This window comes from Natranaerofaba carboxydovora (genome assembly GCF_022539405.1).
GTDB classification, from domain to species: Bacteria; Bacillota; Natranaerobiia; order Natranaerobiales; family Natranaerofabaceae; genus Natranaerofaba; species Natranaerofaba carboxydovora.
Genome location: NZ_CP054394.1, coordinates 1,682,501 through 1,696,166, shown reverse-complemented (window position 1 = coordinate 1,696,166; position 13,666 = coordinate 1,682,501). Strand labels below are relative to the sequence as shown.

The window sequence follows — 13,666 nt, the reverse complement described above, 5'->3', positions numbered from 1 at the left end:
ATATGCTAAAATTACTTGAAAAAGTTAAAGCTTTTTGATGGGGAGGTAATCTAATGGATTTTAAACGTCATTATGAGTTGTTTATACATGGTGCTACAGAAATAATTTCAGAAGATGAATTGAAAAAGAAACTTAAAAAGGATAGACCTCTTAAACTGAAATTAGGTCTAGACCCTTCAGCTCCTGACATTCATTTGGGTCATACAGTTGTTCTCAGAAAACTAAAATTGCTTCAGGATTTAGGACATGAAGTGATAATCATAATAGGTGACTTTACGGGTAGAATAGGAGATCCGACAGGTAGAAGCGAAACTAGAAAAGCGCTTACTGAAGAAGAAGTTATGAAAAATGCTAATACTTATAAGGAACAGATTTTTAAAATCTTAGACAAAGAAAAAACTAGATTATGTTTCAATTCAGAATGGTTAGCACCGCTTAAATTTGAAGATGTAATAAAACTTTCCTCTTCATGTACTGTTGCTAGAATGCTTGAAAGAGATGATTTTGCTAAGCGCTACAAAAATAATTACTCAATTAGTGTTCATGAATTCTTTTATCCTTTGATGCAGGGTTATGATTCTGTTCATTTAGAAGCGGATGTGGAATTTGGAGCAACAGAACAAAAATTTAACCTTTTAATGGGAAGAGATCTACAGCGAGAATACGGACAAGAGCAGCAAATTGCTTATATGATGCCAATTTTGATAGGACTTGATGGCAGACAAAAAATGAGTAAATCTCTAGGTAATTACATAGGAATATACGAGTCGCCCCGGGATATGTATGGAAAAGCTATGTCTATTCCGGATGACTTATTAATGCATTACTTTACACTTGTGACTGATCTGTTTCCAGAAGAGATTGAGGAAATAAGGATACAGCTAGAAGAAAAGAATGTAAATCCAAGAGATTTGAAAATGAGACTTGGCAGAGAACTGGTAACCTTATATCACAGTGAAGAAGATGCTTTAAAAGCAGAAGAAGGCTTCCAAAAAGTTTTTCAACAAAAAGACCTTCCTGACGAAATACCTGAGGTGGAATTAAACAGTGATGACATGGATAACGGTAGTATGAATATCATTAACTTATTAAAAAGTTGTGAACTTGTTCCCTCTAATAGCGAAGGGAAAAGAATGTTAAAACAGGGGGCTGTCAAGATAGATCAAGAAAAAGTTCCAAAAGATAAAACAGAAGTCACACTTACTGATGGCATGATAGTTCAAGTTGGTAAAAGAAAGTATGCAAGGGTAAAAATTAAATAAAAATTATGATTCTTGTGCAAGTCGCCATTAATCCATAATAAATTACTAGCTTATTGGGTTTATCCAGATAGCGATGATAAATTTTTATATTTATCATCGCTATTTTTTTATTTTTTTTTCTCACACAAAATGGCTAATTGCCATATTTTAAATGAGAAAAGAAATAACTTTAGGTTTTTGGCCTAGAGTGTAATTCCTGGAGGTGCTTTAAAATGTTAAGAAGGTTAAGATTAAACCCCAGGTTAATAATATTTATTATTTTGATAGTAATTATATTATTAATTATTCAGGTTTTTTTATTTGTGGAAAGTAATTTACGACCAACTTTGCTTGCTATAGCAGAGGCGAGAGCTAAGATTATTGCTTTTGATGCCATTAATCAGGCGATAAATGAAAAAGTAGCTCAAGAAATACGATATAATGATCTAATTGAAGTCGAAAAAGATCGAGACGGGAAAATTGCAATGACTCAGATAAATACTATGGAAGTAAATAGAATACAAGCAGAAACTGTTAGAAGAGTACAGGGTACTTTACAAAACATTGAAGGAGAGATAGTTAGGATTCCCCTTGGTCAGGTGCTTGGTAGTCAGATTTTGGCTTATTATGGTCCCAAGGTTCCTGTTACCCTTATTCCAATAGGAACAGTTCATGTTGATATTAGTCATTCCTTTTCAGAAGCGGGGATCAATCAAACAAGACACAAAATATACTTAGAAGTTTTTGCAGACGTGCAATTTGTTGTTCCCTTTATATCAGCAGAACGTGAAGTAAATACTGCCATTCCAATAGCAGATACCATTTACATGGGTGATGTACCGGATACAGTTATAGACCTTCCATTTCCTTTAAAAGACGGAGATGGAGGTGAAGGTATTAGCGATGGTATGCCTTTCTTTAATAGATAAAAAAAATTGGAGTGAGGCTTGAGTAATAATAGTACAAAAGATAAAATTGAAGTTATATAAAATTTAAAGACTATAAAGGAGAAGTGGATATGATTTATCTTCTAGGTATTGGTGCATTAGTACTTGGCAGCCTTGGTATAGCAGTGGTGGTCACTTTTCAAAACTGGTTGTATGATACTCCTTCTTTTTTAACACTTCTTAAATATGCAGTATATACCACGCCTATAATGATAGTAGCAAATGCTTTTTTGTTTCATGGGTTTCAATTCGGAGTGAAATTTGCCAGACTAGCCTCAATAGTTGCCTTTCAAACAGGTATATATCTTTTTATTTTATCAATATTTGGTGCCTTGTTTTTTAAAGAAAGTATTTCAATCCACACTTTTATAGGTGTGGTGATGGTAGCAACAGGAGCCTATATAATGAATTTATGATATACTTATATCTAAACACTTTTGTTTTAAAACAAACATATAAACAAGGAATGGTTATAGATGAGGATTAATTTGACGAGATTTATATTAATTTTATTAATGATTTTATTGGTGGTTGCGGGCGGGGGATTAGGTTACTTTGTCTATGTAGTATATGGTATGGAGGATGTAACCGATATAGAAAGCCCTCAGACCTCGCGCTTTTATTACCAGGATAAGGAAATCATGACCAACCAATACGTAGAAAACAGAACCAAGGTCTCTTTAGATGATATAGCAGAAGAACTTAAATGGGCTACAATTGCCGTTGAAGACAGGAGATTTTATGAACATAATGGTTTTGACTTAATAGGAATTGGTAGAGCCGCAAGTCAGAACTTATTAGAAAGGCAGATAACCCAAGGGGGGAGCACAATAACTCAACAGCTTGCCAAAAATCTCTTTTTATCACATGATAGGACCTGGCAAAGAAAATTAGATGAGGCTGCTATTACTATACAACTTGAAAGAGAACTGACAAAGGATGAAATAATGGAAAAATATCTTAATACTATCTACTACGGACATGCTACTTACGGTATTGAAGCAGCATCCAATTTGTTTTTTGATAAATCTGCAAGCGAGTTATCTCTTGGAGAAGCGGCTATGCTTGCAGGGCTTCCAAGAGGTCCAGGTTATTATTCTCCTTTTATAAATGAAGAAGCAGCGTATCGCCGTCAAAAGGTTGTGCTTAAACTAATGAAAGAAGAAGGTTATATTACTGAAAAACAGTTAGAAGAAGCTTTGGATGAGGAAATTGAATTTATTGAAAATCCTAGTCTTTCAAGAGAAAGTAATTACGTGGTTGAACAAATATTAAGCAAAGAGCTTGATGACATCTCTAAAAATGATCCAGAAATTATCCAAAACGGAGGTTTAGATCTCTATACCACTATAGACAGCGAAATGCAGTCCGTGGCTGAAAGAATATTACAAGAAGAAGTTGAAAACTTAAGAAAGGATGAACAAGGAATTACTCAACCTCAGGGGGCATTGATTGCTCTTGAACCAGATACGGGAAAAATTAGGGCGTTGGTTGGAGGTCGAGACTACCAAGAGACTTCTCTTAACCGAGTAAACCTACCTAGGTCGCCGGGATCAGCTTTTAAGCCATTTGTATATGCGGCTGCAATGGAGAATGGTTATACAGCAGTTGACACCTTTCATTGTGGACCGATATCTTTGCATGAAGACGGAATGGATGAGCCATATGAGCCTACTGACTTTGATGGTGGTTATCATAACGAAGACTTAACCTTAAGAGAAGCTTTTGCCCAATCTTGTAATATTACTGCCGTTAAGTTAAATCAAGAGGTAGGCGGTGATAACACTGTTGAAATGGCAGCAAGATTAGGGGTTGATAGTCATGTGAATAATTACCTGTCTACGCCTCTTGGGACTTCTGAGGTTACCTTATTAGAGTTAACTGCTGCTTACGCTGCTTTTGCAAATGGTGGTTATAGGATTGAGCCTATGTTACTAGATAGTGTGATTGGTCCTGATGGGGAGGAGTTGGTAAATAATTCATCCCAATTAGATAAGGTGCTCGACGAAAGTGTTGCGTACTTAATAACTGACTTAATGAAAGATGTGGTTCAAGACGGTACGGCTTCTGGAGTTTCTATGATTTTGGATAGACCAGCAGCAGGTAAAACCGGTACCTCGCAAAACTTTAAAAATGTTTATATGGTAGGTTATACCCCTGATTTAGTAGTAGGTTTGTTTATTGGAGATGATGCTGAGGTTCCTCTTGAAGCTACAGGAGGAAACCTTGCAGCACCATTGTGGGCAGAATTTATTAATGAGGCATTGGATACTCCTGCCAAAGATTTTGATAGGCCTGATGATATTGTTGAGTTTACTATTTGTTCTGAAACCGGCTTGATTCAGTCCTCTGACTGTACAATTGATGGAGAAGAAGAAATATTTATAAGAGGTACAGAGCCAGATGAAGATTGCTCTTACGCTGATTGTCCGCATATTGAAGAGCCTAGCTGGTGGCAATGGGATTTTTGGTGGTAGACATTGTTTCTGGTGCAAAAAGTCTATTCACAATTACCCGGCAAACCAAGGAGACTACAACTGTGATATAAGAATAATCACGGCTCCTAATGAGATTTGCCGGGTAGTTTTTTATCTGTCTAGCTATTAATATTTCTATTAAGCAGTTTGTGAATAATTTTCTATAAATTCTACTACCTTAGGCCAATGTTTTTTTAGAGCACTACTGCCTGTTAATGTCCCTATATGTCCGCCTTTAGTAGTAACTTGAACGATATTTTCCTTCGGTGTGCCAACATGGTTTGCCATTTCTAAGCACTGCCTTGGTGGTGTAATATTGTCTTTTTCACCTGCTAATAAAAATAGTGGGCAAGTTATATTTGATAAATCAACAGAGGTATTATTAATTACTATAGTTCCAGGGTTTATCATGCCATTTTTTTTGAATATTTTTTCTACAACTTCTAAATAGAACTTCCCGGGTAAATCTTGTGTATATTCATACCAGTTATAAAACCTCTTATATCTTTCTATACCTTCCTTATCGTCCTCTAAAATCATTTTCCATAAATCCTGATACTTTTTAATATAATGTTGGTAAGGGTCATAGCTTTTGAAACCTTTTAAAATAAAGTCACCTTTCATTACTCCTCCACCTAATTTAACCAGCCATTCAAAAAATTCCATAGGATAATCATCTACGTAATCATTCATGAAATCTCTTTCGGCATAAAAGTCTATTGGTGAAGCTGCTACTACTAATTTTGAAATTTTGTCCTGGTATAGGGAAGTATAGACGCTTGCCTGCCATCCTCCCTGACATTGACCTATTAAGGTTATAGAATCTAAACCTGTTTCTTCCCTGATTTTTTCTACTGCATCATCTGTTAAGTTTATATGGTCTTCTATGCTTAAGTCTGCCTGATTTAATCTTGCAGACTGCCAATCTGTAGCATAAACCTGTAACCCATAACTTAATAATAATCTAACAAGACTTTGATCTGGTGCGTAATCACAGATGTTACTGCTGTGTCCCGCTTGAGGCGGTAGTATCAAAACTGCATTGTTACTTGATTTACTTTTGTTTTTAAATCGCCTCAATTTTAAATTTTCTTTTTCCAATACTACTTCATTTTTTGTACTCCAATAATCTTTTGGAATATCTGTGACTATCTTTAAATATTCCCAATTTTTACTAACTAAATTCAATTAATCCACTCCTAAATATTAAAATTATTAGTATAACCAAAACTGATTATAAATTTCACATGAAAAATTTACTAAATAAGATGATATTAGATTTCTACAAATTATGCAAGTTAATTATTTATTGTTCAGAGCAAAACTAATAATTCTCCAATTGTCTTATATCCTAACAATAAGCTTTGGATTATGTAGTATTTAACTTCATAAGTTTTAAAATAAAAAAATTCGAAATACTGTAAAGTAAACTTGCTTAGCTATCGTGTAAACTTTACAAGTTGTTAATTAACAACTTGTAAAGTGTTAGTGTGGATTGTAAACCGGGCAGATCTATTTTATTAATTATTTTAAAGCTACAGAATACTGTATGACGGTTTTTTGTCGAAATACCTGTATTAAATTTCTTAAATATTTTAAATTGGCATAATAATTGCAATTTTCTAAACAATAAGGCGAATAAATTGAACGGTTAATTGCTAATTTGTTTCAGGAGGTGATATATTTTCCCACTTCTCTATAAAACAGTTTAATAAGGCAATAAAATATTCTATTTTTATCAGATTTTATCAAATTTAAAGGAGGCGATACAATTGCCGCTATATCAAAGAAGAGAAGGCGAAGAACATCCTTGTTGGAAAGTTGGACCATTAAAAATTAGACTTCCACTAATACATTTGAAATGGGAGTGGCCCGAGGCAATTCAAGCTTTAGTTATGGTTGTAATTGTTTTGGGGATGATACCAACAATTGAAGAGTATTTCGGAGCACCTTATGAAGTTGCCCTGGCTATGACGGTTATCTCGGGGTTTGCCTTGTTATCTGGTCCGATTTTGGGACTTCCCCTGGTTCCAGGTTGGATTACTCCGGCGATACCTTTAATGTTAGCTTACCTAGAACCTTGGAAAGGTACAGATGATGCTATCAGGGCTGTGGTTGCTGTTCAGATTTTGGTAGCCGCGATTTTCCTTATCCTTGGCCTTACAGGACTTGGACAGAAATTGGTTGATAGAATTCCAATGTCCTTAAAGGCTGGATTGATTTTGGGTGCTGGTATTGCAGCTATTATTGGGGAGATTGAACCAGGTGCAATAGTTCCTGAAGCTCCAATCTCTATAATAATAGGCTTTGTATTATGTATTTATATTATGTTTTCAATTTCATTTAAAAATCTACGCCAAAACTTTAGGTTTGCAAATATTTTGTCTAACGGTGGTTTGCTCCCTGGTTTATTAATTGCAATCATAATTGCTTTTGCTATAGGTGAATTTCCTAGACCTTCAATAGAATGGGGACTAAACAACCCTGCATTTGTAGAGATGATGGAATTTACACCTTTTGCAGTTGGATTTCCTAATTTTGAGATGCTTTATATGGCTATACCTACTGCTTTTGCAGCTTATGTTATAGCGTTTGGTGATGTAATAGTTGGGACAACCCTAATTAATGAAGCAGATGATATTAGAAAAGATGAGGATGTTGATGTTGATCAGAATAGAATCAATATCGTTACATCTTTAAGAAACTTTATGCATGCATTTATTGCACCATGGCCAGGTTTGATGGGGCCTATTTGGACACCTATGACAGCAGTGATTTCAGAGCGTTACAAATTTGGTCGTAATGCTATGGATTCAATATATAGTGGTGCTGCTACCTTTATGTTCTGCTGTGTTATCTTGCTTTTTATCTCACCCGTGCTAACTTTCTTCCAACCTGTGTTGGATCTTGCTTTTTCTATGACATTACTTCTTACAGGGTGGGTATGCTTAAGAGTTGGTATGGAGCAGTTAGGAGGCTCAGTTGAAAGAAGTGTTGCGGGTACTATGGGAATAGTTCTTGCTTTATATGGCGCTACTTATGGAATAGCTGCAGGGATTGTACTTCATGTTTTAATGGAAAGGGATTTATTTACGACGAAGATTATCGAAAAAAATGGAAATGGAAACAAAAACGATGACGATGACAGTGAAGAGTAATGTTTCCTGAAAATTGTTAAATAAAACAAATTAAAAATTAAAGCCAAATTATAAGGAGGCCTGGATATTATGAAAGTACCTATGACAACTATAGAATTTTTGGACAGGGCTGTTGACATTTATGGAGATCATGTGGGAGTAGTGGCAGATGATGGGACTGAATTTACTTACAATGAATTTAATGAGAGGGTAAATCGTCTCTCGAATGTATTCTTGAAGTGGGGATTGAAATATGGTGATAGGGTAGCAATATTATCCTTTAATACTCATTGGATGTTAGAAACGTTTTATGCTGCTAATCAGTTGGGCTTAGTTCATGTCCCTATGAATTATAGACTGAAGCCTGGTGAGTTTGAATATATTTTAAATGACTGTACCCCAAAAGTAGTAATTGTAGATGAAGAGCTATCAGGTCAAATTGAACAAATAAGGGATAAAGTATCTTCAGTTGAGCATTATGTTGCTTATGATGCTGATAAGACTGAAGGAGATTTTGAAGATTATGAAGCCTTAATAAAAGGTTCAAGCCCTAAGCAACCAGAGCGACCTGAATTTGATGAAGAAGATATTGCAACTATCAATTATACCAGTGGTACAACAGGAGAACCCAAAGGTGTAATGAGAACTTATAGGACCGAGCATTGGCATGCCATTATGTTAAGTGGTCATATGGGAGTTAAAGATAATGATGTTTACTTATGGACTCTTCCGATGTTTCATGTTAATGGATGGGGGCATATTTATTGTATAACCGGTAATGGAGCAAAGCATGTTTGCCTTAAGAAAGTTGATGCTGGAGAAATTTTTAGGAAGGTTAATAAATATAATGTTTCGTATTTGTGTGCAGCTCCAACTGTGCTAAATATGCTCATGGGTTACTTTAAAGAAAATCCAGATACTGTAACTACTGGTGAAAGTCCAGTAAGAATAGCAACAGCCGGTAGTCCTCCACCTCAGGCTACTATTGAGAGAGTTGAGGGAGAATTTGGCTGGGAGATTGCCCATGTATATGGCGCTACAGAAGTTGGGCCTATTATTACGACAAGCCATTCACCTAAACTGTTAGAATCCTATGACAAATATGATTTAAAAAGAAAACAAGGCGGAGAAGTTATGGGATGCAAAGTTAGGGTTGTTGACGAAGATGGAGAGGATGTGCCCTGGGATGATGAGCATTTAGGGGAGATTATTGTTCGTGGTAATCAGGTTATGGAAGGCTACTGGAACAAGCCAGAGGCTACAAAAGAAGCTTTTAATGCCAAGAAGCCTGGTTGGTTCCACATGGGAGACCTTGCTACTATAGATAAAAACGGACTCTGTGAGATAAAAGACAGGGAAAAAGATATTATTATCTCAGGTGGAGAAAATATTTCGTCAGTAGAGGTTGAGAATGTCTTGTACAAGCATCCGGCAGTTGATCAATGTGCCGTAATAGGCATTCCTCATGAAAAATGGGGGGAAACACCAAAGGCCGTAATTGTATTGAATAAGAGTGCAGAAGAACCAACTGAGGAAAACTTAAAGAAGTTTGTAAAAGAAAAGATAGCAAATTATAAATGTCCCACAATTTTTGAATTTGTTGATAGTTTACCAACCACTGCTACAGGAAAAGTACAAAAATTTGAATTAAGAAAAAAGAAAAATAATGGCAGTTTGACTATTAAGGGTCTAAAGATTCAAACCTATTAAATTCTTTAGACCCTTATTGTTTTTTGCTAACATGTGAACAGAATAACAAATGTCGACACTCACTTAAACAATATTTTTATTATTATAATCTGTGCAAATGCTTTATTATTTGAAGGTATAACGTGATTAAAATAGAATAAATACACCACTAGAACATAGTTTATATAGATTAGTTGATGGCAGTTTTGTGGGGGTGATACTTATCAGCTATAGTAATGAAAACTCTGTTAATTTTACTAACCTTAGTCCTTTAAGTTTTCTGAATAGAAGTGCTGCCGTTTTTTCTTCTAATACTGCCATAATTTATGGGCAAAAAAGATATACTTATCATGAGCTTAATGCTCGTGTTAACCGTTTAGCAAGAGCTTTAAATAAATTTGGTGTTAAAAAGGGAGACCGGGTCGCATTTCTTTCACCTAATATACCTCCTCTTATAGAAGGTTATTTTGGGGTTCCTCTATCTGGAGGTGTTTTGGTTTCTTTTAATACAGGGTTAGACAAAAAAGATGTACAGTATATCCTGAACCACTCAGAACCGAAAGTATTATTTGTAGATACTGAATTTGCAAAAATTGTAGAACCCATCAAAGATAAATTAAAATCTGTGGAACAATTTGTTTTGATACATGATGAAGAATATCATACGGATTTAGAAGGAATAGATTATGAAGAATTTTTGAGCCATGGGTCAGAAGAACCAATTAGTCCTAAAATATCAAACGAAAATGATACTATTTCAATTAATTATACTAGTGGTACAACTGGGTTACCAAAGGGAGCAATGTATACTCACCGAGGAGCTTACCTACATGCTATGGGAGAAGCTCTTGTGATGAAATTGAGTTCTGATGATAACTTTTTATGGACATTACCCATGTTCCATTGTAATGGGTGGGGGTTTGTTTGGGCTGTTACTGCAGTTGGAGCGACCCATGTTTGTTTAAGGTCTTTCAAATCAGATCTTGTCTATGATTTGATCGATAAAGAAAAAATAACTCGATTATGTGCTACGCCAACTATGCTAATATTATTATCAGAAAGCCCCTATGCTAGTATGTTGGATATCGATAGGGAACTGTGGATTATGACAGCTGGAGCTTCGCCGTCTCCTCATGTGATTCATAAGATGGAAGCTATGGGTGCTAATATTATTCATACCTATGGACTTACAGAAACTTATGGTCCATATTGTATATGTGAGCCACAACAACATTGGGATGAATTGTCACTAATGGAGCAGTCAAGGATGAAATCCAGGCAAGGGGTCCCTTATATCCAAGCTTTTGAAACCAGGGTTGTAGATGAAAGTATGAATGATGTACCTAAAGATGGAAAAACTCTTGGAGAAATAGTGATGCGGGGTAATAATGTTATGAAGGGCTATTTCCGTGATGAAGAAAAAACTAAAGAATCATTTAGAGGTGGATGGTTTCACAGCGGTGATTTGGCTGTTATGCATGAGGATGGATATATTGAAATTAAAGATAGAAAGAAAGATATCATTGTTGTAGGTGGCGAGAATGTTTCAACGATTGAGGTAGAATTAGCTATATGTAAGCATCCTTTAGTTTTAGACTCGGCCGTAATAGCAAAAAAACATGAAACATGGGGAGAAGTACCTAAAGCTTTTGTAGTTCCTAAACCAGGTACAAGCCCTTCTGAAAATGATATTTCAGAATTTTGCGAACAGAAGCTGCCTGAGTTTAAATGTCCTTATGAAATAGTGTTTTTAGATGAAATACCAAAGACCTCAACAGGAAAAATCCAAAAACATATATTACAAGAAATGTAAGGAGGATTAAGGGGAGTATAGGTATGTATGTAGGTACAACTAAACAATTTTTGACCGGTAAGTTTGTCGTGGATTCAGGAATAAAATCAAAAGATATTTTGTATAAATGTGAGAATGTCTTATATCCTGGAGATACCTTTTATCATGCAATTAAATTGCTAGAAAACCAGGATAAATTAGATGGATTGCCTGTGGTTAACAAGATCGAAGAGCCTATAGGATTATTAACTAAGACAGATATATTGAATGCATTAGCTAAAGGGTATGAATTAGACACAAAAATCGACCCTTTTATCAACAGTGAAGTATGGGTTATCAATGAAGCTGTTGTCCTGGAAAAGTTTATTGATATTGCTGCCAAAAACCCTCATGGATATGTAATAGTAGTTAATAAAAACAACAAATTATCAGGGGTTATTACAAAAGAAGATCTTATTTCTACTTTATTTAATCATATTGATTCTTTGCTTAACCAAATGAATTCTATAGGTAAAAACATATATAACGGCATTATTGTTAGTGATACAGAAGGAACAATAATAAATATTAATAAAGCTGCAGAAAAAATATTTGATGTTTCAGCTAGTTGTGTAAGGGGTAGCGATTTATCTTCCTATGCTCCTAATATTGATGAATCTGTTAAAAGCGTGGTTGAGACAGAAAAACAAGTAGTTGCCCAAAAAGTCAGCATTAATGATAAGCGATATTTTATAAATGTTACCCCAATTGTTGACAAGAAGAAGGTAGTAGGAACAATTACCACCTTGCAGGATATACATGATTTAGAAAATCTAGCTTCGGAACTTCAAGCTTATAAAAATATTGCGTCAACATTAGAAACTGTACTAAATATTGACAGTGATGGGATTGTTGTAATTGATAACAAAGGGAAAATTAAATTTTCAAATACTGCTTTCGGTGAGTTTGTTGAGGAATCAAATAAAAATTTACTTGATTCCCACATCAATGATGTTATTGAAGAGTGCAAGCTTGGGCAAGTAACCAAAACAGGGAAACCTTTTAAAAATAAAATTGGAGATTATCAAAATAAAAGATATATCCAATCAGGCATTCCTATAGAAGAAAATGGAAAGCCTATTGGCGCTGTAGGCAAAATGATATTTAATAACTTTAAAGATATTATAGAATTAGCTGAACTAATAGATTCTATGAATAATAAGCTTGCCTATTACGAGAAAGAAATTCAAAAACAAAGATCTACAGATGAAAATATAATTACCTCTAATGATAAAATGAAAAGAATTTTGGGGTTGGCAAAGGATGCAGCTAAGCATGATTCAACAGTTTTGATAAGAGGTGAAAGTGGAACTGGCAAAGACTTGTTAGCACAAACAATCCATGTAAATAGCAAAAGGTCTTCAAATCGCCTGGTGACAATAAATTGTGCTGGGATTCCCGAAAACTTACTTGAATCTGAGCTTTTTGGATATGAAGAAGGAGCTTTTACTGGAGCTAAAAAGAAAGGTAAACCTGGAAAATTTGAAATTGCCCACAAAGGGACTGTTTTTTTAGACGAAATTGGAGACATGCCATTATCTTTACAGGCCAAACTTTTAAGAGTATTGCAAGATAAAAAATTTGAACGGGTTGGTGGAATTAATCAAATAGAATCTGATATAAGGATAATCGCAGCCACCAATCAAGATATTGAGAAAAAAATAGAGGAGGGGAGCTTTAGAGCTGATTTGTATTATAGGCTTAATGTAATTTCTTTTACAATTCCTCCATTGAGAAATAGAATAGAAGATATTCCACTATTGGTATCAAGTTTTATTAAAGAATTTAATGAGATGTTTGATAAGAATATTAAAGGCATAGGAGATGATGCAATAGCTTTGATGTCAAATTATTCTTGGCCTGGTAACGTAAGAGAGCTAAAGCATACTGTTGAAAGAATAATAAACTTTTGTGATGACAATGAAATTACGACAAACGACTTACCTGAATTTTTAATTGAAAATGCTGAAAACATAAAACAAGAAAAACAAGTTATATCAAAAAATAATTCAACAAGTAATGGTAAGACTATTGGTAAAGACGAGATTATGGATGCGTTATATAAAAATAAGTGGAATAAAACCAAGACTGCAAAGAGCCTCGGGATAAGTCGAGTCTGGTTATACAAAAAGATTAAAGAATATGAAATAGAAAATTAAAAATAACTAAAAAACTGCGTGATAATTAATTATAATATAACATCGTTGCCTGATAGACTTCTTTTAAGTGAATTCGACAAAAATTTAAGAGTTTTTGATTTAATGCATCCTTCAAGATTTCTTCAAAATATCTTATTGACATAAATAATCAAACCTGCTATTATATCTATTGCATTCGAGATGAG

At 34.7% G+C, this 13,666-nt stretch carries 9 protein-coding genes; 8 read left to right on the top strand and 1 reads right to left on the bottom strand.

Annotated elements, in window-relative coordinates:
- The first annotated feature begins 53 nt into the window (after nt 1–53).
- The 4 genes from tyrS to ACONDI_RS08080 all read left to right on the top strand — a co-directional run bounded on the left by tyrS (nt 54) and on the right by ACONDI_RS08080 (nt 4,665).
- Entirely contained in the window at nt 54–1,262 is a 1,209-nt protein-coding gene (tyrS, locus tag ACONDI_RS08095) for a tyrosine--tRNA ligase (protein ID WP_241078031.1), read from the top strand.
- Between the two features lie 212 nt (nt 1,263–1,474).
- Entirely contained in the window at nt 1,475–2,170 is a 696-nt protein-coding gene (yunB, locus tag ACONDI_RS08090; RefSeq protein WP_241078030.1) for a sporulation protein YunB, read from the top strand.
- Nucleotides 2,171–2,259: 89 nt separating this feature from the next.
- Nucleotides 2,260–2,604, top strand: coding sequence for a hypothetical protein (locus ACONDI_RS08085; RefSeq protein WP_241078029.1), 345 nt, complete (start codon nt 2,260–2,262; stop codon nt 2,602–2,604).
- Between the two features lie 72 nt (nt 2,605–2,676).
- Nucleotides 2,677–4,665, top strand: coding sequence for a transglycosylase domain-containing protein (locus tag ACONDI_RS08080; RefSeq protein WP_241078028.1), 1,989 nt, complete (start codon nt 2,677–2,679; stop codon nt 4,663–4,665).
- A 138-nt stretch (nt 4,666–4,803) separates the two neighbouring features.
- On the opposite strand, the gene ACONDI_RS08075 is transcribed toward ACONDI_RS08080, so the two are convergent.
- The gene (locus tag ACONDI_RS08075; protein ID WP_241078027.1) at nt 4,804–5,853 is read right to left on the bottom strand and encodes an alpha/beta fold hydrolase; all 1,050 of its coding nucleotides are present in this window, start codon (nt 5,851–5,853) and stop codon (nt 4,804–4,806) included.
- A 584-nt stretch (nt 5,854–6,437) separates the two neighbouring features.
- Between ACONDI_RS08075 and ACONDI_RS08070 the strand changes: the two genes are divergently transcribed.
- The 4 genes from ACONDI_RS08070 (at nt 6,438) to ACONDI_RS08055 (ending at nt 13,481) form a co-directional block, all read left to right on the top strand.
- Nucleotides 6,438–7,823, top strand: a complete 1,386-nt coding sequence (locus ACONDI_RS08070; protein ID WP_241078026.1) for a putative sulfate/molybdate transporter — start codon at nt 6,438–6,440, stop codon at nt 7,821–7,823.
- 69 nt (nt 7,824–7,892) lie between these two features.
- Complete coding sequence (locus ACONDI_RS08065; RefSeq protein WP_241078025.1) at nt 7,893–9,512, top strand: long-chain-fatty-acid--CoA ligase; 1,620 nt, start codon at nt 7,893–7,895, stop codon at nt 9,510–9,512.
- Nucleotides 9,513–9,705: 193 nt separating this feature from the next.
- Entirely contained in the window at nt 9,706–11,304 is a 1,599-nt protein-coding gene (locus ACONDI_RS08060; protein WP_241078024.1) for a long-chain-fatty-acid--CoA ligase, read from the top strand.
- A gap of 23 nt (nt 11,305–11,327) precedes the next feature.
- The gene (locus ACONDI_RS08055; RefSeq protein ID WP_241078023.1) at nt 11,328–13,481 is read left to right on the top strand and encodes a sigma-54-dependent Fis family transcriptional regulator; all 2,154 of its coding nucleotides are present in this window, start codon (nt 11,328–11,330) and stop codon (nt 13,479–13,481) included.
- The last annotated feature ends 185 nt before the right edge of the window (nt 13,482–13,666 follow it).